The 19,539-nt window shown below is 40.9% G+C and carries 28 protein-coding genes; all 28 read left to right on the top strand.

The window, feature by feature from the left end; genetic code table 11:
• The first annotated feature begins 19 nt into the window (after window positions 1-19).
• The 28 genes from rpoC to secY all read left to right on the top strand — a co-directional run bounded on the left by rpoC (window position 20) and on the right by secY (window position 19,499).
• A complete protein-coding gene (gene rpoC, locus ACZDYH_RS28135) occupies window positions 20-3,631 on the top strand; it encodes a DNA-directed RNA polymerase subunit beta' (RefSeq protein WP_000567939.1) in 3,612 nt (1,203 codons plus the stop codon).
• A gap of 113 nt (window positions 3,632-3,744) precedes the next feature.
• Window positions 3,745-3,993, top strand: coding sequence for a 50S ribosomal protein L7ae-like protein (locus tag ACZDYH_RS28130; RefSeq protein ID WP_000121837.1), 249 nt, complete (start codon window positions 3,745-3,747; stop codon window positions 3,991-3,993).
• A gap of 114 nt (window positions 3,994-4,107) precedes the next feature.
• Window positions 4,108-4,530, top strand: coding sequence for a 30S ribosomal protein S12 (gene rpsL, locus ACZDYH_RS28125; RefSeq protein ID WP_001142341.1), 423 nt, complete (start codon window positions 4,108-4,110; stop codon window positions 4,528-4,530).
• A gap of 29 nt (window positions 4,531-4,559) precedes the next feature.
• Window positions 4,560-5,030: a 30S ribosomal protein S7 gene (gene rpsG, locus ACZDYH_RS28120; RefSeq protein WP_001137491.1), complete on the top strand. Its 471-nt coding sequence runs from the start codon at window positions 4,560-4,562 to the stop codon at window positions 5,028-5,030.
• Window positions 5,031-5,238: 208 nt separating this feature from the next.
• Entirely contained in the window at window positions 5,239-7,317 is a 2,079-nt protein-coding gene (gene fusA, locus ACZDYH_RS28115) for an elongation factor G (RefSeq protein WP_000090370.1), read from the top strand.
• A gap of 117 nt (window positions 7,318-7,434) precedes the next feature.
• A complete protein-coding gene (tuf, locus tag ACZDYH_RS28110; protein WP_001029614.1) occupies window positions 7,435-8,622 on the top strand; it encodes an elongation factor Tu in 1,188 nt (395 codons plus the stop codon).
• 398 nt (window positions 8,623-9,020) lie between these two features.
• Window positions 9,021-9,329, top strand: coding sequence for a 30S ribosomal protein S10 (gene rpsJ, locus ACZDYH_RS28105; protein ID WP_001040596.1), 309 nt, complete (start codon window positions 9,021-9,023; stop codon window positions 9,327-9,329).
• A gap of 34 nt (window positions 9,330-9,363) precedes the next feature.
• The gene (rplC, locus tag ACZDYH_RS28100) at window positions 9,364-9,996 is read left to right on the top strand and encodes a 50S ribosomal protein L3 (RefSeq protein ID WP_000160207.1); all 633 of its coding nucleotides are present in this window, start codon (window positions 9,364-9,366) and stop codon (window positions 9,994-9,996) included.
• A 25-nt stretch (window positions 9,997-10,021) separates the two neighbouring features.
• Window positions 10,022-10,645 carry a 50S ribosomal protein L4 gene (gene rplD / locus ACZDYH_RS28095; protein ID WP_001127258.1) on the top strand — a complete coding sequence of 208 codons (624 nt, stop codon included), beginning with the start codon at window positions 10,022-10,024 and terminating at the stop codon, window positions 10,643-10,645.
• On the top strand, window positions 10,645-10,935 hold the full coding sequence (rplW, locus tag ACZDYH_RS28090) for a 50S ribosomal protein L23 (RefSeq protein ID WP_001205558.1): 291 nt from the start codon (window positions 10,645-10,647) through the stop codon (window positions 10,933-10,935). Before rplD ends, rplW begins: the two co-directional genes overlap by 1 nt.
• Window positions 10,936-10,963: 28 nt before the next feature.
• The gene (gene rplB, locus ACZDYH_RS28085) at window positions 10,964-11,794 is read left to right on the top strand and encodes a 50S ribosomal protein L2 (RefSeq protein WP_000511583.1); all 831 of its coding nucleotides are present in this window, start codon (window positions 10,964-10,966) and stop codon (window positions 11,792-11,794) included.
• Between the two features lie 60 nt (window positions 11,795-11,854).
• Complete coding sequence (rpsS, locus tag ACZDYH_RS28080; protein WP_000124454.1) at window positions 11,855-12,133, top strand: 30S ribosomal protein S19; 279 nt, start codon at window positions 11,855-11,857, stop codon at window positions 12,131-12,133.
• Window positions 12,134-12,150: 17 nt separating this feature from the next.
• Window positions 12,151-12,492 (top strand): 50S ribosomal protein L22, encoded by a 342-nt coding sequence (rplV, locus tag ACZDYH_RS28075; RefSeq protein ID WP_001148024.1) that lies wholly within the window; start codon window positions 12,151-12,153, stop codon window positions 12,490-12,492.
• Window positions 12,493-12,495: 3 nt separating this feature from the next.
• Entirely contained in the window at window positions 12,496-13,155 is a 660-nt protein-coding gene (gene rpsC, locus ACZDYH_RS28070) for a 30S ribosomal protein S3 (protein WP_000529956.1), read from the top strand.
• A gap of 1 nt (window position 13,156) precedes the next feature.
• Window positions 13,157-13,591, top strand: a complete 435-nt coding sequence (gene rplP / locus ACZDYH_RS28065) for a 50S ribosomal protein L16 (protein ID WP_000928969.1) — start codon at window positions 13,157-13,159, stop codon at window positions 13,589-13,591.
• A complete protein-coding gene (gene rpmC / locus ACZDYH_RS28060) occupies window positions 13,581-13,781 on the top strand; it encodes a 50S ribosomal protein L29 (protein ID WP_000855718.1) in 201 nt (66 codons plus the stop codon). The genes rplP and rpmC overlap by 11 nt, the downstream gene beginning before the upstream one ends.
• A gap of 20 nt (window positions 13,782-13,801) precedes the next feature.
• Window positions 13,802-14,065 (top strand): 30S ribosomal protein S17, encoded by a 264-nt coding sequence (gene rpsQ, locus ACZDYH_RS28055; RefSeq protein ID WP_000004106.1) that lies wholly within the window; start codon window positions 13,802-13,804, stop codon window positions 14,063-14,065.
• A gap of 43 nt (window positions 14,066-14,108) precedes the next feature.
• The gene (gene rplN, locus ACZDYH_RS28050) at window positions 14,109-14,477 is read left to right on the top strand and encodes a 50S ribosomal protein L14 (RefSeq protein ID WP_000615912.1); all 369 of its coding nucleotides are present in this window, start codon (window positions 14,109-14,111) and stop codon (window positions 14,475-14,477) included.
• 38 nt (window positions 14,478-14,515) lie between these two features.
• Window positions 14,516-14,827: a 50S ribosomal protein L24 gene (gene rplX, locus ACZDYH_RS28045; RefSeq protein ID WP_000558200.1), complete on the top strand. Its 312-nt coding sequence runs from the start codon at window positions 14,516-14,518 to the stop codon at window positions 14,825-14,827.
• 26 nt (window positions 14,828-14,853) lie between these two features.
• On the top strand, window positions 14,854-15,393 hold the full coding sequence (gene rplE, locus ACZDYH_RS28040; protein ID WP_001080831.1) for a 50S ribosomal protein L5: 540 nt from the start codon (window positions 14,854-14,856) through the stop codon (window positions 15,391-15,393).
• A gap of 33 nt (window positions 15,394-15,426) precedes the next feature.
• Complete coding sequence (gene rpsN, locus ACZDYH_RS28035) at window positions 15,427-15,612, top strand: 30S ribosomal protein S14 (RefSeq protein ID WP_001085700.1); 186 nt, start codon at window positions 15,427-15,429, stop codon at window positions 15,610-15,612.
• 29 nt (window positions 15,613-15,641) lie between these two features.
• Window positions 15,642-16,040, top strand: a complete 399-nt coding sequence (rpsH, locus tag ACZDYH_RS28030) for a 30S ribosomal protein S8 (protein WP_000245511.1) — start codon at window positions 15,642-15,644, stop codon at window positions 16,038-16,040.
• A gap of 32 nt (window positions 16,041-16,072) precedes the next feature.
• The gene (gene rplF, locus ACZDYH_RS28025) at window positions 16,073-16,612 is read left to right on the top strand and encodes a 50S ribosomal protein L6 (protein WP_000086558.1); all 540 of its coding nucleotides are present in this window, start codon (window positions 16,073-16,075) and stop codon (window positions 16,610-16,612) included.
• 31 nt (window positions 16,613-16,643) lie between these two features.
• On the top strand, window positions 16,644-17,006 hold the full coding sequence (gene rplR / locus ACZDYH_RS28020) for a 50S ribosomal protein L18 (RefSeq protein WP_000628816.1): 363 nt from the start codon (window positions 16,644-16,646) through the stop codon (window positions 17,004-17,006).
• Between the two features lie 21 nt (window positions 17,007-17,027).
• Window positions 17,028-17,528, top strand: coding sequence for a 30S ribosomal protein S5 (rpsE, locus tag ACZDYH_RS28015; RefSeq protein ID WP_000554646.1), 501 nt, complete (start codon window positions 17,028-17,030; stop codon window positions 17,526-17,528).
• 13 nt (window positions 17,529-17,541) lie between these two features.
• Window positions 17,542-17,724, top strand: coding sequence for a 50S ribosomal protein L30 (gene rpmD / locus ACZDYH_RS28010; RefSeq protein ID WP_001085234.1), 183 nt, complete (start codon window positions 17,542-17,544; stop codon window positions 17,722-17,724).
• A gap of 33 nt (window positions 17,725-17,757) precedes the next feature.
• On the top strand, window positions 17,758-18,198 hold the full coding sequence (gene rplO / locus ACZDYH_RS28005; protein ID WP_000766081.1) for a 50S ribosomal protein L15: 441 nt from the start codon (window positions 17,758-17,760) through the stop codon (window positions 18,196-18,198).
• Window positions 18,198-19,499: a preprotein translocase subunit SecY gene (gene secY / locus ACZDYH_RS28000; RefSeq protein WP_000490117.1), complete on the top strand. Its 1,302-nt coding sequence runs from the start codon at window positions 18,198-18,200 to the stop codon at window positions 19,497-19,499. The genes rplO and secY overlap by 1 nt, the downstream gene beginning before the upstream one ends.
• Window positions 19,500-19,539 lie beyond the last annotated feature (40 nt).

The raw sequence follows: 19,539 nt of genomic DNA, 5'->3' as shown, positions 1-19,539 counted from the left end.
TAAAAGGGAGGTAGGCCCCTTGATAGATGTAAATAACTTTGAATATATGAAGATTGGACTTGCTTCACCTGACAAGATTCGTTCTTGGTCATACGGTGAAGTTAAGAAACCAGAAACTATTAACTATCGTACGTTAAAGCCTGAAAAAGATGGCTTGTTCTGTGAGCGTATTTTCGGACCACAAAAGGACTGGGAATGTCATTGCGGAAAATACAAACGTGTACGTTATAAAGGTGTAGTTTGTGATCGATGTGGCGTTGAAGTAACGCGTGCAAAAGTACGTCGTGAACGTATGGGTCATATCGAATTAGCTGCTCCTGTATCTCATATTTGGTATTTCAAAGGTATCCCGAGCCGCATGGGACTTGTCTTAGACATGTCCCCTCGCGCGCTTGAAGAAGTAATTTATTTCGCTTCTTATGTTGTAACAGAAAGTGGAGATACACCACTTGATAAGAAGCAATTACTTTCTGAAAAAGAATACCGTGCATATCGTGATCGATATGGTAGCACATTCCAAGCTGCTATGGGTGCAGAAGCAATTAAAAAGCTACTACAAGACATCGATTTAGATAAAGAAGTAGACTTCTTAAAAGAAGAATTAAAAACAGCACAAGGACAACGCCGTACTCGTGCTATTAAACGTCTAGAAGTATTAGAAGCATTCCGTAACTCTGGAAATGAACCGTCTTGGATGATCCTAGATGTTCTACCAGTAATCCCACCAGAACTACGCCCAATGGTACAGTTAGACGGTGGACGTTTTGCTACTTCTGACTTAAACGACTTATACCGTCGTGTAATTAACCGTAACAACCGTTTAAAACGTCTATTGGACTTAGGTGCACCAAGCATCATCGTTCAAAACGAAAAACGTATGTTACAAGAAGCTGTAGACGCATTAATCGATAATGGTCGTCGTGGCCGTCCAGTTACTGGGCCAGGTAACCGTCCATTAAAATCACTATCTCACATGCTTAAAGGTAAACAAGGACGTTTCCGTCAAAACTTATTAGGTAAACGTGTTGACTACTCTGGTCGTTCTGTAATCGTTGTAGGACCGAACTTAAAGATGTATCAATGTGGATTACCAAAAGAAATGGCGCTTGAACTGTTCAAACCTTTCGTAATGAAAGAGTTAGTTGAAAAAGGATTAGCACATAACATTAAGAGTGCGAAACGTAAAATCGAGCGTGTACAACCTGAAGTTTGGGACGTTTTAGAGTCTGTGATTAAAGAACATCCGGTACTTCTAAACCGCGCACCAACACTTCACCGTCTTGGTATCCAGGCGTTTGAACCTACATTAGTAGAAGGTCGCGCAATCCGTCTTCACCCACTTGTATGTACTGCATACAACGCGGACTTTGACGGTGACCAAATGGCCGTTCACGTACCTTTATCATCAGAAGCTCAAGCTGAAGCTCGTCTTCTTATGTTAGCGGCACAAAACATCTTGAACCCGAAAGACGGTAAACCAGTTGTTACTCCATCTCAGGATATGGTATTAGGTAACTATTACTTAACACTTGAGCGTGAAGGTGCAATCGGTGAAGGTATGGTCTTCAAAGATGCAAATGAAGCATTGCTTGCATATCAAAATGGATATGTTCATCTTCATACACGTGTTGCAGTAGCTGCAAGTGCAGTAAACAACGCAACATTTACTGAAGAGCAAAAGAGTATGCTTCTATTAACAACAGTTGGTAAATTAATATTTAACGAAATCTTACCAGAGTCGTTCCCTTATATTAATGAACCAACAAATTCAAACCTTGAAAAAGAAACACCAGCGAAATATTTCGTTGAAAAAGGTGCGAACATTAAAGAAATTATTGCTAGTCGCGAAGAAGTGGCGCCATTTAGCAAGAAGATCCTTGGTAACATCATTGCGGAAGTGTTCAAACGTTTCCAAATTACAGAAACGTCTCGCATGCTTGACCGTATGAAAAACTTAGGATTCAAGTACTCTACAAAAGCTGGTATTACAGTTGGGGTATCTGACATTCTTGTATTAGGCGAAAAAGATGAAATTCTCCACGAAGCACAAGCAAAAGTAGATAATGTAATTAAACAATTCCGTCGCGGTTTAATCACGGAAGAAGAACGTTACGATCGCGTTATCTCTATTTGGAGTAATGCAAAAGATGTTATCCAAGGAAAACTGATGAAATCCTTGAATAAACGCAACCCAATCTTCATGATGAGTGACTCAGGTGCCCGTGGTAACGCATCTAACTTTACTCAGCTTGCTGGTATGCGTGGTCTTATGGCCAATCCATCTGGTCGTATCATCGAACTTCCAATCAAATCGAGTTTCCGTGAAGGTTTAACAGTACTTGAGTACTTCATCTCTACGCATGGTGCGCGTAAAGGTCTTGCCGATACAGCACTTAAAACTGCCGATTCTGGTTACTTAACACGTCGTCTTGTTGACGTTGCACAAGATGTAATCGTTCGTGAAGATGATTGTGGAACAGATCGCGGTTTATTAATTGGTGCGATTAAAGAGGGTAATGAAGTTATCGAGTCATTATATGATCGTCTTGTTGGACGTTTTGCAAGAAAAACTGTAAAACATCCTGAAACAGGTGAAGTATTAGTTGCTGAAAATCAATTAATTACTGAAGATATCGCTCATATCGTTGAAAATTCGGGTGTTGAAACTGTAAACATTCGTTCAGCGTTTACGTGTAACACTCGCCACGGTGTATGTAAGAAGTGTTACGGTCGTAACTTAGCAACTGGAACAGACGTAGAAGTAGGAGAAGCGGTAGGTATTATCGCAGCTCAATCTATCGGTGAGCCAGGTACACAGTTAACGATGCGTACATTCCATACAGGTGGGGTTGCCGGAGATGATATTACTCAAGGTTTACCTCGTATCCAAGAGATCTTCGAAGCTCGTAATCCGAAAGGTCAGGCAGTTATCAGTGAAATCGACGGTGTTATCGCAGCGATCAACGACGTTAAAGATCGCCAAGAAGTAGTTGTACAGGGTGAAGTTGAAGCTCGTACGTATGCTATTCCTTACGGTGCTCGTCTGAAAGTAACTCCAGGACAGCCAATTAGCCACGGTAAAGAGTTAACAGAAGGTTCTATTGATCCGAAAGAATTACTAAAAGTAACGGACATTACGGCGGTTCAAGAATACTTATTACGTGAAGTTCAAAAAGTATACCGTATGCAAGGGGTAGAAATTGGTGACAAACACGTAGAAGTAATGGTACGTCAAATGTTACGTAAAGTTCGTGTAAGTGATGCAGGTGAAACAGATGTATTACCAGGAACATTACTAGATATCCATCAGTTCACTGATGCGAATGCTAAGGTCTTACTGCAAGGTAAGCAACCAGCAACAGCTAGACCTGTTCTACTTGGTATTACAAAAGCTTCACTTGAAACAGATTCATTCTTATCTGCAGCATCGTTCCAAGAAACAACTCGTGTCTTAACTGATGCAGCAATTAAGGGTAAACGCGATGAACTTCTAGGGTTAAAAGAAAATGTTATTATCGGTAAACTTGTTCCTGCTGGAACAGGTATGAATCGTTATCGCAAAGTGGATCTTGTAAAAACAACACAAGATGACATGAATGTAGAAAACGATGAGGTTTATGTGGAACAGTAAAATTTTCCGGCATAAATTTTGTATAAAAACAATTAATCTTAGTTGACATTGTATGAGTCAAAATGTTACTATAATCAAGGTTGCTCCTGAACGATGCTTTGGAGGATATTTATATGTCTTATCAAAAAGTATCAACTGCTGAAAATGTAGTCGTTGGTCATAAACGTACATTGGAGGCAATCAAAAATGGTACAGTTAAAGAAGTTGTCATCGCAGAGGATGCTGACATGCGGTTAACCCATGCTATCATTCGTGTTGCAATGCAATATAACGTGCCCATAACAAAAGTTGAATCAGTTCGTAAGCTTGGTAAAGCTTCGGGGATTCAAGTGGGAGCTTCAGCAATAGGAATAATAAGTTAAAACTGTTTTTGTGAGGAGAGAGCATTTGCTCTTCCTTGCAAAAACTTTGTTTTCAACTAATAATGAACCACCTGGATATGTGGTCATACAAACATGCGAAGGGAGGATAATCAAATGCCTACTATTAACCAATTAGTGAGAAATGGTCGTACTGATAAAGTATGGAAATCTAAATCACCTGCGTTAAACAAAGGTTTTAACTCTTTAAAGAAAAAATCAACTGATATCTCTGCACCTCAAAAACGTGGTGTATGTACTCGTGTTGGTACAATGACTCCAAAGAAACCTAACTCAGCGTTACGTAAATACGCTCGTGTACGTTTAACAAACGGTATCGAGGTTACAGCTTACATCCCAGGTATCGGTCATAACCTACAAGAGCATAGCGTAGTATTAATTCGCGGTGGTCGTGTAAAGGATTTACCGGGGGTACGTTACCACATCGTTCGTGGTGCGCTTGACACAGCTGGTGTTGACAAACGTATGCAAGGACGTTCTAAATATGGTACTAAGAGACCAAAACCTGCTAAAAAATAATAACTTTAAAATGAAAGGAGGAACTCAATATGCCTCGTAAAGGACCTGTTGCGAAACGTGACGTGTTACCAGATCCAATGTACAATTCGAAGCTAGTAACACGCCTTATCAACAAAATGATGGTTGACGGTAAAAAAGGTAAATCTCAAACAATTCTTTATAATGCGTTCGATATCGTAAACGAACGTACTGGTAAAGAGCCAATGGAAGTATTCGAGCAAGCTCTTAAGAACATCATGCCTGTTCTTGAAGTACGCGCTCGTCGTGTTGGTGGTGCTAACTACCAAGTTCCAGTTGAGGTTCGTCCAGAACGCCGTACAACTTTAGGTCTTCGTTGGTTAGTAAACTACGCTCGTCTTCGTGGTGAAAAAACTATGGAAGAGCGTCTTGCTAACGAAATCTTAGATGCAGCTAACAACGCTGGTGCATCTGTTAAGAAACGTGAAGACACTCATAAAATGGCAGAAGCTAACAAAGCATTTGCTCATTACCGTTGGTAGGATTCAACGTAAAATAAATGTAAGCATAAACCGCTTTATTTGTCGCTTATGGAAGTGTGGAGAGGGAGAATGCCTCTCCCTTTCATCGGGCGCTCGTTTTACATAATGAGAGTACTGGACATACTGACATGTGTAACAATATAAAGTGGCTTTTTTGCTACTTAAAATAAAAAAATCCAATCCATATATGGAAGGAGCAAGACACCAAATGGCAAGAGAGTTCTCTTTAGAAAACACTCGTAATATTGGTATCATGGCTCACATCGATGCTGGTAAAACAACAGCAACTGAGCGTATTCTGTACTACACAGGACGTATTCATAAAATCGGTGAAACTCACGAAGGTGCATCTCAGATGGACTGGATGGAGCAAGAGCAAGAGCGTGGTATCACAATTACTTCTGCTGCAACTACAGCACAATGGAAAGGTCATCGTGTAAACATCATTGATACTCCAGGACACGTAGATTTCACAGTAGAAGTAGAACGTTCTTTACGCGTACTTGATGGCGCTGTAGCGGTACTTGATGCGCAATCTGGTGTAGAACCACAAACAGAAACTGTTTGGCGTCAGGCTACTACTTACGGCGTACCTCGTATCGTATTCGTTAACAAAATGGATAAGATCGGTGCAGATTTCTTATACTCTGTAGGAACAATCCACGATCGTTTACAAGCAAACGCACATCCAATTCAGTTACCAATCGGTGCTGAAGATGAGTTCAATGGTATCATTGACCTTGTTGAAGAGTGTGCTTACATGTACGGTAACGATTTAGGAACAGACATTCAACGTGTTGAAATTCCTGAAGAGCACAAAGAATTAGCTGAAGAATACCGTGGAAAACTTATTGAAGCGGTAGCTGAGCTTGATGAAGAAATGATGATGAAGTACCTAGAAGGTGAAGAAATCACTGTAGAAGAGCTTAAAGCTGGTATCCGTAAGGCTACAACTTCTGTAGAATTCTTCCCAGTAATCTGTGGTTCTGCATTCAAAAACAAAGGTGTTCAAATTCTGTTAGACGCAGTTATCGACTACCTTCCATCACCACTAGATGTACCTGCTATTAAAGGTACTCTACCGGATACAGATGAAGAAGTAGAACGTAAGTCTAGCGATGAAGAACCATTCGCAGCTTTAGCATTCAAAATCATGACTGACCCTTATGTTGGTAAGTTAACGTTCTTCCGTGTGTACTCTGGTGTGTTAAACTCTGGATCATACGTGAAAAACTCAACTAAAGGTAAGCGTGAGCGTGTAGGTCGTATCCTACAAATGCACGCTAACAGCCGTGAAGAGATTTCAACAGTTTACGCTGGTGATATCGCTGCTGCTGTAGGTTTAAAAGATACTACTACTGGTGATACTCTTTGTGACGAGAAGAGCCTTGTTATCCTTGAGTCTATGGAATTCCCAGAGCCAGTTATCTCTGTAGCTATCGAACCAAAATCTAAAGCTGACCAAGATAAAATGGGTACAGCATTATCTAAGCTTTCTGAAGAAGATCCAACATTCCGTGCTCACACTGACCAAGAAACTGGCCAAACTATCATCGCTGGTATGGGTGAACTTCACCTTGATATCATCGTTGACCGTATGCGTCGTGAATTCAAAGTGGAAGCAAACGTTGGTGCTCCTCAGGTAGCATACCGTGAGACTTTCCGCGCTGCTGCGAAAGTTGAAGGTAAGTTCGCTCGTCAATCTGGTGGTCGTGGACAATTCGGTCACGTTTGGATTGAGTTTGAACCTAACGAAGAAGGTAAAGGATTCGAATTCGAAAACAAGATCGTCGGTGGTGTAGTTCCTCGTGAATACATCCCAGCTGTTGGAGCAGGTCTTGAAGATGCACTTAAAAATGGTGTACTAGCTGGTTATCCACTAGTTGACATTAAAGCTGCATTAGTTGACGGATCTTACCATGATGTCGATTCATCTGAGATGGCGTTCAAAATCGCTGCATCTATGGCACTTAAAGCTGCGGTTTCTAAATGTAGCCCAGTAATTCTTGAGCCAATGATGAAAGTTGAAGTTGTAATTCCTGAAGAGTACATGGGTGACATTATGGGTGACGTAACATCTCGTCGTGGACGTGTAGAAGGTATGGAAGCTCGCGGTAACGCACAAGTTGTTCGCGCTATGGTTCCACTTTCTGAAATGTTCGGTTATGCAACGTCATTACGTTCTAACACTCAAGGACGCGGAACATTCTCTATGGTGTTTGACCACTATGAAGAAGTACCAAAGTCTGTTTCTGAAGAAATTATCAAAAAAAATAAAGGTGAATAATTGATTTTTATCGATTGTTCAAGTATAACTACTTATGTAAGCTTAGAAAGTGGGACGTAAGTTTCACTTTCTAGTCTAAATATAAAATAACCTATATAAACTAAGGAGGAATTTAGAATGGCTAAAGCTAAATTCGAACGTTCTAAACCCCATGTTAACATCGGTACAATCGGCCACGTTGACCATGGTAAAACTACATTAACTGCTGCGATCACTACAGTTCTTGCAAAAGCTGGTGGTGCTGAAGCACGCGGATACGATCAAATCGATGCTGCTCCAGAAGAAAGAGAGCGCGGTATCACAATCTCAACTGCACACGTTGAGTACGAAACTGAAACTCGTCACTATGCACACGTTGACTGCCCAGGTCACGCTGACTATGTTAAAAACATGATCACTGGTGCTGCTCAAATGGACGGCGGTATCTTAGTAGTATCTGCTGCTGATGGCCCAATGCCTCAAACACGTGAGCACATCCTTCTTTCTCGTCAAGTAGGTGTTCCTTACATCGTTGTATTCTTAAACAAATGCGACATGGTAGATGACGAAGAATTATTAGAATTAGTAGAAATGGAAGTTCGCGACCTATTATCTGAATACGGATTCCCAGGCGACGACATTCCTGTAATCAAAGGTTCTGCTCTTAAAGCTCTTCAAGGAGAAGCTGATTGGGAAGCAAAAATCATTGAATTAATGGCTGAAGTTGATGCTTACATCCCAACTCCAGAACGTGAAACTGACAAACCATTCTTAATGCCTGTAGAGGACGTATTCTCTATCACAGGTCGTGGTACAGTTGCTACTGGTCGTGTTGAGCGCGGTATCGTTAAAGTTGGTGACGTAGTAGAAATCATCGGTCTTGCTGAAGAAAATGCTTCTACAACTGTAACTGGTGTAGAGATGTTCCGTAAACTTCTTGACCAAGCTCAAGCTGGAGACAACATCGGTGCTTTACTTCGTGGGGTTGCTCGTGAAGACATCCAACGTGGACAAGTACTTGCAAAAAGCGGTTCTGTAAAAGCTCACGCTAAATTCAAAGCTGAAGTTTTCGTATTATCTAAAGAAGAAGGTGGACGTCACACTCCATTCTTCGCTAACTACCGTCCTCAGTTCTACTTCCGTACAACTGACGTAACTGGTATCATCCAATTACCAGAAGGTACTGAAATGGTAATGCCTGGTGACAACATCGAAATGACTATCGAACTTATCGCTCCAATCGCTATCGAAGAGGGAACTAAATTCTCTATTCGTGAAGGTGGACGTACAGTAGGTTACGGTGTAGTTGCTACTATCGTTGAGTAATCTTAACTGATATAAAAAAACCTAAGGGAAAATCCCTTAGGTTTTTTGTTTGCGTTTATATAAGGAAGAAGAGGGTGTTTTTTGTTTTGACGAGTTTCTTCTATAGTAATATAAAAACGACAAAAGATAATCCAGAAACTGTAAAATGAATTCTGTTAGATGAAAACTTGAAATTCTTTAAAGTGCCATGTATAATAGCAAAAGTAGAGAAAAGCAGATGCAAACAAAAAGATGCTTGCATCTAGACGAATAACATTGTATAATAGACAATGTTGGTCTTTGACTGCGATGAAGTGGAAGGTTGCTGACACACCCGGCCGCTTTGCCATGGCATGGTGTGGGGAAATTTCCATGGAGAAGGTCTATTTTAGAAATAGGCGAACGAAGGAGGGAAAATAATGGCAAAAGAAAAAATTCGTATCCGTTTAAAAGCTTACGATCACCGTATTCTTGATCAGTCAGCTGAGAAAATTGTAGAAACAGCTAAGCGTTCTGGGGCAACAGTTTCTGGTCCGATCCCATTACCAACTGAAAAAACTGTTTACACAATTCTTCGTGCTGTTCATAAGTACAAAGATTCTCGTGAGCAATTCGAAATGCGCACGCACAAACGTCTAATCGACATCGTGAGTCCTACTCCACAAACAGTAGATTCATTAATGCGTTTAGACTTACCATCTGGTGTAGATATCGAAATCAAACTATAATTTATATAACTTAAAAATGTAGGAGGTGTAACTCATGACCAAAGGAATCTTAGGAAGAAAGATCGGTATGACTCAAGTATTTGCTGAGAACGGTGAGTTAATCCCAGTAACAGTTATCGCTGCTAATCCAAACGTTGTTCTTCAAAAGAAAACAACTGAAACTGATGGCTACAATGCAATCCAGTTAGGATTTGAAGATAAACGTGAAAAGTTAACTAACAAACCTGAACAAGGCCACACTGCTAAAGCATCTACAACTCCTAAGCGCTTCATTCGCGAAATCCGCGATGCAGACGTGGACGGATTAGAGGTTGGTCAAGAGGTAAAAGTTGACGTATTCGCTACAGGTGAAATCGTTGATGTAACAGGAATTTCTAAAGGTAAAGGTTTCCAAGGTGTTATCAAACGCCACGGACAATCTCGCGGACCTATGTCTCATGGTTCTCGCTATCACCGTCGTCCAGGTTCAATGGGCCCAGTTGCTCCGAACCGTGTATTCAAAGGCAAAAAACTTGCTGGACGTATGGGTGGAGACCAAGTTACTATCCAAAACTTAGAAATCGTTCAAGTTGACACTGAGCGCAACTTATTACTAGTAAAAGGTAACGTTCCAGGTGCTAAGAAATCTCTTGTAGTTGTTCAAGGCGCTGTGAAGGTTAGCAAATAATTCACAATAGGAAGGAGGAATTCCAATGCCAAAAGTTACTGTATATAACCAAACTGGTTCACAGGTTGGTGAAATCGAATTAGCTGAAGCTATTTTCGGTATCGAACCAAATGAAGCTGTACTTTTCGAAGCTGTAATGATGCAACGTGCATCTTTACGTCAAGGTACACACAAAGTAAAAACTCGCTCTGAAGTTCGCGGTGGTGGTCGTAAACCATGGCGTCAAAAAGGAACTGGACGTGCTCGTCAAGGGTCTATCCGCTCTCCTCAATGGCGTGGTGGTGGTACGGTATTCGGACCTACACCAAGAAGCTATGCGTACAAACTTCCTAAGAAAGTTCGTCGTTTAGCAATCAAATCTGCATTAGCTACTAAAGTAGTTGAGAACAACATTGTAGTTCTTGAAGACCTAGTGTTAAATGCACCAAAAACAAAAGACATGCTAGCAGTACTTAAAGGATTAACTGTTGAGAAGAAAGCTCTTATCGTAACTGCTGATGCAAACGAATCTGTAGAGTTATCTGCTCGCAATATCCCTGGAGTAACAGTAATCACTGCTGATGGCGTAAACGTTTTAGACGTGCTTCATCATGATAAGCTAATCATGACAAAAGCGGCAGTGGAAAAAGTAGAGGAGGTGCTTGCATAATGAGAGATCCTCGTGATATCATTAAGCGCCCAGTTATCACTGAACGTTCTATGGAAATGATGGCTGAAAAAAAATACACGTTCGATGTGGACGTTAAATCTAATAAAACAGAAGTTAAAGATGCTCTTGAAGCGATCTTTGGTGTTAAAGTAGAAAAAGTGAACATCATGAACTACAAGCCGAAAGCAAAACGCGTTGGTCGTCACGCTGGTTTTACTAGCCGTCGTCGTAAAGCAATCGTTAAGCTAACTGCTGACAGCAAAGAAATCGAAATCTTCCAAGGCGTTTAATTCTTACTAAAGAAGGAGGGAAATTGAGATGGGAATCAAAAAGTATAATCCAACTACTAACGGTCGTCGTAATATGACTACGAATGATTTCGCTGAAATCACGACTGATAGACCCGAAAAGTCATTACTTGCTCCTTTAAGCAAGAAGGCTGGTCGTAATAACCAAGGTAAAATCACTGTACGTCATCAAGGTGGCGGACATAAGCGTCAATACCGTATCATCGACTTTAAGCGTAACAAAGATGGAATTCCAGGACGCGTTGCTACGATCGAATACGATCCAAACCGCTCTGCGAATATCGCATTAATTAACTACGTTGACGGTGAAAAACGTTACATTCTTGCTCCTAAATCTTTAGAAGTAGGTATGGAAGTTATGTCTGGCCCAGAAGCTGACATTAAAATCGGTAACGCATTACCATTAATCAACATTCCAGTAGGTACTGTTGTTCATAACATCGAGCTTAAGCCTGGTCGTGGCGGACAATTAGTTCGTTCTGCTGGTACATCTGCTCAAGTACTTGGTAAAGAAGGTAAATACGTACTTGTACGTTTAACTTCTGGTGAAGTACGTCTTGTATTATCTGCTTGTCGCGCTTCAATCGGTCAAGTAGGTAACGAACAACACGAACTTATCAAAATCGGTAAAGCAGGTCGCTCTCGCTGGTTAGGTAAACGCCCAACAGTTCGTGGTTCTGTAATGAACCCTGTTGATCACCCACACGGTGGTGGTGAAGGACGTTCTCCAATCGGACGTAAGTCTCCAATGTCTCCATGGGGTAAACCAACTCTTGGATTCAAGACTCGTAAGAAAAACAAAGCGTCTGACAAATTTATCGTTCGTCGTCGTAAAAAATAATGGGATTGTAGTACGGTTCATTTCTAGAACCGTACGCCAATCACGAAGGGAGGCACCAAAATGGCTCGTAGCTTAAAAAAAGGACCATTTGTCGATGATCACTTAATGAGCAAAATGGAAAAATTAGTTGCATCTGAGCAAAAACAAGTTGTTAAAACTTGGTCTCGCCGTTCAACAATCTTCCCTCAGTTCATCGGACACACAATCGCTGTATATGATGGTCGTAAACACGTACCTGTGTACATCACTGAGGATATGGTTGGCCATAAGTTAGGTGAATTCGCACCAACTCGTACGTACAAAGGTCACCTTGCTGACGATAAGAAAACTAGAAGATAATGAGAGGAGGCACTTCAATGCAAGCTAAAGCAGTAGCGAGAACAGTTCGTATTGCTCCTCGTAAAGTTCGTTTAGTAGTAGACTTAATCCGAGGTAAGCAAGTGGGTGAAGCGATTGCTATCCTTAACCACACACCAAAAACTGCTTCTCCAGTTGTAGAAAAAGTTTTAAAATCTGCAATCGCAAATGCAGAGCACAATTATGAGATGGACATTAACAACCTAGTTGTAGAAAAAGTTTTCGTTGACGAAGGTCCAACGTTAAAACGTTTCCGTCCACGTGCAATGGGTCGTGCAAGCCAAATTAACAAACGCACAAGCCACATCACAGTTGTGGTATCAGAAAAGAAGGAGGGATAATCGATGGGTCAAAAGGTTAATCCAATTGGTCTTCGTGTCGGCGTTATCCGTGACTGGGAATCTCGTTGGTTCGCTGAGAAAGATTACGCTACATTATTACATGAAGACATCAAAATCCGTGAGTACATTAATGTACGCTTAAAAGATTCTGCTGTTGCTAAAGTAGAAATCGAACGTGCAGCAAATCGTGTAAATGTTACAATTCACACTGCAAAACCTGGTATGGTAATTGGTAAAGGTGGTACTGAAGTTGAAGCACTTCGTAAAGCTCTTAACCAATTAACAGGCAAGCGTGTACACATCAACATTTTAGAAGTTAAGAGAGCTGATCTTAACGCTAAATTAGTAGGCGAAAACATCGCTCGTCAATTAGAAAACCGTGTATCATTCCGTCGTGCACAAAAGCAAGTTATTCAACGTGCTATGCGTGCAGGTGCTAAAGGTATTAAAACACAGGTTTCTGGTCGTCTTGGCGGAGCTGATATCGCTCGTGCAGAATCTTACAGTGAAGGAACTGTTCCACTTCATACACTTCGCGCTGATATTGACTATGCAGCAGTTGAAGCTGATACAACATACGGTAAATTAGGCGTAAAAGTATGGATCTACCGTGGAGAAGTCCTTCCTACAAAAAAGAAAGCTTCTGAGGAAGGAGGAAAATAATATGTTAATGCCAAAACGCGTAAAATATCGTAGAGAGCATCGTGGTAAAATGCGTGGTCGTGCTAAAGGTGGAACTGAAATTGCTTTCGGTGAATTCGGTTTACAAGCACAAGCTGCTTCATGGATTACAAACCGTCAAATCGAAGCTGCTCGTCGTGCAATGACTCGTTACATGAAACGTGGCGGTAAAGTATGGATTAAAATTTTCCCTTCTAAACCTTACACTGCAAAACCTCTAGAAGTACGTATGGGTTCCGGTAAAGGGGCACCAGAAGGCTGGGTAGCAGTAGTAAAACCTGGGAAAATTATGTTCGAAATCGCGGGTGTATCTGAAGAGGTAGCACGCGAAGCATTACGTCTTGCAGCTCACAAGTTACCTGTGAAATGTAAATTCGTAAAACGTGAAGAAAATGGTGGTGAATCTAATGAAAACTAATGATATTCGTGAATTAACCACTGCCGAAATCGAAACAAAAGTTAAAGCTTTAAAGGAAGAGTTGTTTAATCTTCGCTTCCAACTTGCTACAGGACAATTAGAGAATCCAACTCGCATTCGTGAAGTGCGTAAAGCAATTGCTCGTATGAAAACTGTAGTTCGTGAAAGAGAGATCGGAATTAATCGATAAATTGAGGGGAGGTTTGCATAGTGAGCGAACGTAACCAACGCAAAGTTTATACTGGTCGTGTAGTGTCTGACAAAATGGACAAAACGATTACAGTTTTAGTTGAAACTTACAAAACTCATTCCTTGTACGGAAAACGTGTTAAGTATTCTAAGAAGTACAAAGCCCATGATGAGCAAAACCAAGCGAAACTTGGCGATATCGTTAAAATCATGGAAACTCGCCCGCTTTCTGCTACTAAGCGTTTCCGTTTAGTTGAAATCGTTGAAGAAGCGGTTATTATCTAAATAGACGAATCGGAATTTTTAGTCCGAAGGGAGGTTTCATAACATGATCCAACAAGAATCTCGTTTGAAAGTTGCTGACAACTCTGGTGCACGTGAACTTTTAACAATTAAAGTATTAGGCGGCTCTGGTCGTAAATATGCTAACATTGGTGACATTATCGTTGCTACGGTAAAACAAGCAACACCAGGTGGCGTTGTTAAAAAAGGTGACGTTGTTAAAGCAGTAGTAGTACGTACGAAGAGCGGAGCTCGTCGTCCGGACGGTTCTTACATCAAATTTGATGAAAACGCAGCGGTTATCATTAAAGACGATAAGAGCCCACGTGGTACTCGTATCTTCGGACCAGTAGCTCGTGAATTACGTGATAGCAACTTCATGAAGATCGTTTCTTTAGCTCCAGAAGTTCTATAATTTAAGGTATTGCCTTGCTAAGGAGGTGCAGAATTAAGATGCATGTAAAAAAAGGTGATAAAGTACAGGTAATCACTGGTAAAGACAAAGGAAAACAAGGCGTTATCCTTGTGGCTTTCCCAAAGCAAAACCGTGTTATCGTTGAGGGTGTCAATATCGTTAAGAAGCACTCTAAGCCATCTCAATTAAATCCACAAGGTGGAATTATTACTAAAGAAGCACCTATTCACGTTTCTAACGTTATGATTTTAGATCCGAAAACAGGTGAACCTACTCGCGTAGGCTTCAAAGTAGAAGATGGTAAAAAAGTTCGTATTGCAAAAAAATCTGGTGAATTATTAGATAAATAATTTTCTTAAGAAAGGAGGTCACTTCATTGAATCGCCTTAAAGAGAAGTTCCAAAAGGAAATTACTCCTGCTCTAGTGAGCAAGTTTAACTATAAATCTGTAATGCAGGTACCAAAAATCGAAAAGATCGTAATCAACACTGGTGTTGGTGACGCGGTATCTAACTCAAAAGCGTTAGACAACGCAGTAGAAGAATTAACACAAATCACAGGTCAAAAACCTGTTGTAACTCGTGCTAAAAAATCAATCGCTGGTTTCCGTCTTCGTGAAGGTATGCCAATCGGTGCGAAAGTAACTTTACGCGGCGAGCAAATGTATGAGTTCTTCGACAAATTAGTATCAGTTTCTTTACCACGTGTACGTGATTTCCGTGGTGTTTCTAAGAAATCATTCGATGGTCGTGGAAACTATACATTAGGTGTTAAAGAGCAACTTATTTTCCCTGAGATTGATTATGATAAAGTAAGCAAAGTCCGCGGTATGGACATCGTAATCGTTACTACAGCGAAAACTGATGAAGAAGCTCGTGAACTGTTAACACAATTCGGTATGCCATTCCAAAAATAATGGAAGCCAACGCTAAGTAGAGGAGGCGAAAACGTGGCTAAAAAATCTATGATAGCGAAACAAAAGCGTACTCCTAAGTTTAAAGTACAAGAGTATACACGTTGCGAACGCTGCGGTCGTCCGCATTCTGTATACCGCAAATTTAAACTTTGCCGTATTTGTTTCCGTGAACTTGCATATAAAGGTCAAATTCCTGGTGTTAAAAAAGCTAGTTGGTAAAACCCACAAATGGGAAGGAGGTAAAACACATGGTGATGACAGATCCAATTGCAGACATGCTTACTCGCATCCGTAATGCGAACATGGTACGTCATGAGAAATTAGAGGTTCCTGCTTCTAAAATCAAAAAAGAGATCGCTGAACTTTTAAAACGTGAAGGTTTCATTCGTGATGTAGAATACATCGAGGATAACAAACAAGGTATCCTTCGTATTTTCCTGAAATATGGTGCAAACAATGAACGTGTAATCACTGGATTAAAACGTATCAGTAAACCTGGCTTACGCGTTTACGCTAAAGCTGACGAAGTACCACGTGTACTTAACGGATTAGGTATCGCTCTTGTTTCTACATCTAAGGGAGTAATGACAGACAAAGACGCTCGTCAATTACAAACTGGTGGAGAAGTAGTAGCATACGTTTGGTAATATATATTTAAAACGAACGGAGGTGTGACCACATGTCTCGTATTGGTAAAAAGATTCTTGAAATCCCTGCAGGTGTTACTATTACAGTTGCAGAAGACAATACTGTAACAGTAAAAGGCCCTAAAGGTGAATTAACTCGTACTTTCAATGCTGATATGCTTATCAAAATTGAAGAGAATACATTAACAGTTGAGCGTCCATCTGAACAGAAGGAACACCGTGCATTACACGGTACAACTCGTGCTTTAATCGGAAACATGGTTGAAGGTGTAACTGAAGGTTTCGCACGCGGACTTGAATTAGTCGGTGTTGGTTACCGTGCTCAAAAACAAGGTGATAAACTTGTATTAAGCGTAGGTTATTCTCATCCAGTAGAAATGACTCCGGAAGCAGGTCTTGAAGTTGAAGTACCTGCACCAACTAAGATCGTAATTAAAGGTATCGACAAGCAACGTGTTGGCGAATTCGCTGCTAACATCCGTGCTGTACGTGCTCCTGAGCCTTACAAAGGTAAAGGTATTCGTTACGAAGGCGAAGTTGTTCGTCGTAAAGAAGGTAAAACTGCTAAGTAAACCCGTTAGGTGAGAGAAAGGAGTGACAAGAATGATCACTAAAGCTGATAAAAATGCGACTCGTAAGAAAAGACATGCACGTGTACGTGCTAAACTTACTGGTACTGCAGAGCGTCCACGTTTAAACGTGTTCCGTTCTAACCAACATATTTACGCTCAAGTTATTGATGATGTGAATGGTGTAACGTTAGTAAGTGCATCTACTCTTGATAAAGACCTTGCTCTTAACGGTACTAGCAATATTGAAGCTGCTACGAAAGTTGGAGAATCAGTTGCTAAGCGTGCTGTAGAGAAAGGCGTTAAAGAAGTAGTATTTGATCGCGGTGGTTACTTATACCATGGCCGTGTTAAAGCTCTAGCTGAAGCTGCTCGTGAGGCTGGATTACAATTTTAATGGTCAAAGGAGGGAAAATTGATGCATCGCATTGACCCAAGTAAATTAGAACTTGAAGAACGTGTAGTTACGATAAATCGTGTCGCGAAAGTTGTTAAGGGTGGTCGTCGTTTCCGCTTTGCTGCACTAGTTGTAGTTGGCGATAAAAACGGTCATGTTGGATTCGGTACTGGTAAAGCACAAGAGGTACCAGACGCAATCCGTAAAGCTATCGAAGACGCTAAGAAAAACTTAATCGCTGTACCATTAGTTGGTACAACAATTCCACACACAATCAACGGTCATTTTGGCGCTGGTGAAGTATTCTTAAAACCTGCTGCTGAGGGTACTGGTGTTATTGCTGGTGGACCTGTTCGTGCGGTCCTTGAATTAGCTGGTGTACAAGATATTCTTTCGAAATCTCTTGGTTCTAACACACCAATCAACATGATTCGCGCTACTGTGAACGGATTAAGCGAACTTAAGCGCGCTGAAGATGTTGCAAAATTACGCGGTAAATCTGTAGAAGAGCTACTAGGTTAAGGAGGGAAAACAAATGGCGAAAAAGTTAGAAATTACCCTCACTCGTAGTGTAATTGGTCGTCCACAAGATCAACGTGCGACGGTAGAAGCTTTAGGTCTTAAAAAGTTGAATTCAACTGTAGTTAAGGAAGAAACTCCTGCTATTCTTGGTATGATCAACAAAGTTTCTCACCTTGTAACTGTAAAAGAAGCTTAAGGATAACTCATTAATATAAGGAGGTGCCTGGGAATGAAACTTCATGAATTAAAACCTGCAGAAGGTTCTCGTAAAGTACGTAACCGTGTCGGTCGTGGTATCGGTTCTGGTAACGGTAAAACTGCTGGTAAAGGTCATAAAGGACAAAACGCACGTTCTGGCGGCGGTGTTCGTCTTGGCTTCGAAGGTGGTCAAACTCCATTATTCCGTCGTTTACCAAAACGCGGCTTCACAAACATTAACCGTAAAGAGTTTGCTATTGTAAACTTATCAACGTTAAATCGTTTTGAAGATGGTACAGAAGTAACACCTGAATTATTGCTGGAAACTGGCGTTATCAGCAAGTTAAACGACGGTGTTAAAGTTCTTGCAAGCGGAGCAGTAGAGAAAAAACTAACTGTTAAAGCGCACAAGTTCTCTTCAAGTGCTAAAGAAGCAATTGAAGCAGCTGGCGGATCAGTTGAGGTGATCTAATGTTTCGTACAATCTCCAACTTTATGCGCGTTGCTGAGATAAGACGTAAAATATTATTCACTTTAGCGATGTTAATCGTATTCAGGATTGGCACGTTTATCCCCGTGCCATTTACAAATGGAGACGTACTGAAGGCACAAGATCAATTAAATGCTTTAGGTATTCTAAATACATTTGGCGGTGGAGCCTTGAAAAACTTCTCCATCTTTGCGATGGGAATCATGCCGTATATTACAGCATCCATCATCGTGCAATTATTGCAGATGGATGTTGTTCCTAAATTTTCGGAATGGTCGAAGCAAGGTGAAATGGGCCGTCGTAAATTAACGCAATTCACGCGTTACTTTACAATTGTTCTTGCGTTTATTCAGGGGTTTGGTATGTCAATCGGTTTTAACGGTATGGTAGGTGGACAATTAATTTTGAATCCAGGTTGGAGCACTTATTTATACATTGCTACGGTACTGACTGCTGGTACTGCATTTTTAATGTGGTTAGGTGAACAGATTACAGCTAAAGGTGTAGGTAATGGTATTTCCATCCTTATCTTTGGCGGTATTGCCGCAGCGATCCCAAGTGTTATATCTCAAGTGTATCAGCAACAGTTTCAAAATATCGGAGATCAATTGTTCATGAGTATCGTTAAAGTTGCATTGATTTTACTAGCTGTGCTAGCAGTTATTGTGGGTGTTATTTTCATTCAACAGGCTGTTAGAAAGATCCCAATTCAATATGCGAAGCGTGTAACAGGAGGAAATGGTGGTTATGCTGGAGCACAAAACACACATTTACCGCTTAAGGTAAATAGTGCTGGTGTTATTCCAGTAATTTTTGCTGTTTCATTCTTAATTACGCCTCCGACTATTGCACAGTTCTTCCCGAAACATGATGTATCGCAGTGGATTATTGCAAACTTTAACTATTCTCACCCAGTGGGAATGATCATATATGTTGCGCTCATTGTAGCCTTCACATATTTCTATGCATTTGTTCAGGTTAATCCAGAGCAAATGTCAGAGAATCTAAACAAGCAAGGTGGATATGTTCCAGGTATTCGTCCGGGTAAGAATACGGAACAATATCTAACAAAAATCTTGTATCGTTTGACCTTTGTAGGATCAATTTTCCTAGCAGCGATTGCAATCTTACCAGTTATCTTTACGAAATTGGGAAATCTTCCTCCATCTGCACAGATCGGTGGAACGAGTATGTTAATCGTTGTCGGCGTTGCTTTAGAAACAATGAAGCAGCTAGAAAGCCAACTGGTAAAACGCCATTACAAAGGGTTTATCAAGCAGTGAGTAAGTGGGAAGAATTGTCTTCCCTACATGCTCATGTACT

The organism is Bacillus sp. EB V-12, from assembly GCF_056158125.1.
The sequence above is the reverse complement of the archived record's forward strand: the minus strand, read 5'-3'. Positions and strand labels throughout refer to the sequence as shown.

Bases quoted from the DNA above. Each gene is read 5' to 3' on its own strand.
- ACZDYH_RS28130 (WP_000121837.1), top strand. From the start codon at position 3,745: ATGTCTTATCAAAAAGTATCAACTGCTGAAAATGTAGTCGTTGGTCAT.
- rpsL (WP_001142341.1), top strand. From the start codon at position 4,108: ATGCCTACTATTAACCAATTAGTGAGAAATGGTCGTACTGATAAAGTA.
- rpsG (WP_001137491.1), top strand. From the start codon at position 4,560: ATGCCTCGTAAAGGACCTGTTGCGAAACGTGACGTGTTACCAGATCCA.
- fusA (WP_000090370.1), top strand. From the start codon at position 5,239: ATGGCAAGAGAGTTCTCTTTAGAAAACACTCGTAATATTGGTATCATG.
- tuf (WP_001029614.1), top strand. From the start codon at position 7,435: ATGGCTAAAGCTAAATTCGAACGTTCTAAACCCCATGTTAACATCGGT.
- rpsJ (WP_001040596.1), top strand. From the start codon at position 9,021: ATGGCAAAAGAAAAAATTCGTATCCGTTTAAAAGCTTACGATCACCGT.
- rplC (WP_000160207.1), top strand. From the start codon at position 9,364: ATGACCAAAGGAATCTTAGGAAGAAAGATCGGTATGACTCAAGTATTT.
- rplD (WP_001127258.1), top strand. From the start codon at position 10,022: ATGCCAAAAGTTACTGTATATAACCAAACTGGTTCACAGGTTGGTGAA.
- rplW (WP_001205558.1), top strand. From the start codon at position 10,645: ATGAGAGATCCTCGTGATATCATTAAGCGCCCAGTTATCACTGAACGT.
- rplB (WP_000511583.1), top strand. From the start codon at position 10,964: ATGGGAATCAAAAAGTATAATCCAACTACTAACGGTCGTCGTAATATG.
- rpsS (WP_000124454.1), top strand. From the start codon at position 11,855: ATGGCTCGTAGCTTAAAAAAAGGACCATTTGTCGATGATCACTTAATG.
- rplV (WP_001148024.1), top strand. From the start codon at position 12,151: ATGCAAGCTAAAGCAGTAGCGAGAACAGTTCGTATTGCTCCTCGTAAA.
- rpsC (WP_000529956.1), top strand. From the start codon at position 12,496: ATGGGTCAAAAGGTTAATCCAATTGGTCTTCGTGTCGGCGTTATCCGT.
- rplP (WP_000928969.1), top strand. From the start codon at position 13,157: ATGTTAATGCCAAAACGCGTAAAATATCGTAGAGAGCATCGTGGTAAA.
- rpmC (WP_000855718.1), top strand. From the start codon at position 13,581: ATGAAAACTAATGATATTCGTGAATTAACCACTGCCGAAATCGAAACA.
- rplN (WP_000615912.1), top strand. From the start codon at position 14,109: ATGATCCAACAAGAATCTCGTTTGAAAGTTGCTGACAACTCTGGTGCA.
- rplX (WP_000558200.1), top strand. From the start codon at position 14,516: ATGCATGTAAAAAAAGGTGATAAAGTACAGGTAATCACTGGTAAAGAC.
- rpsH (WP_000245511.1), top strand. From the start codon at position 15,642: ATGGTGATGACAGATCCAATTGCAGACATGCTTACTCGCATCCGTAAT.
- rplF (WP_000086558.1), top strand. From the start codon at position 16,073: ATGTCTCGTATTGGTAAAAAGATTCTTGAAATCCCTGCAGGTGTTACT.
- rplR (WP_000628816.1), top strand. From the start codon at position 16,644: ATGATCACTAAAGCTGATAAAAATGCGACTCGTAAGAAAAGACATGCA.
- rpsE (WP_000554646.1), top strand. From the start codon at position 17,028: ATGCATCGCATTGACCCAAGTAAATTAGAACTTGAAGAACGTGTAGTT.
- rpmD (WP_001085234.1), top strand. From the start codon at position 17,542: ATGGCGAAAAAGTTAGAAATTACCCTCACTCGTAGTGTAATTGGTCGT.
- rplO (WP_000766081.1), top strand. From the start codon at position 17,758: ATGAAACTTCATGAATTAAAACCTGCAGAAGGTTCTCGTAAAGTACGT.
- secY (WP_000490117.1), top strand. From the start codon at position 18,198: ATGTTTCGTACAATCTCCAACTTTATGCGCGTTGCTGAGATAAGACGT.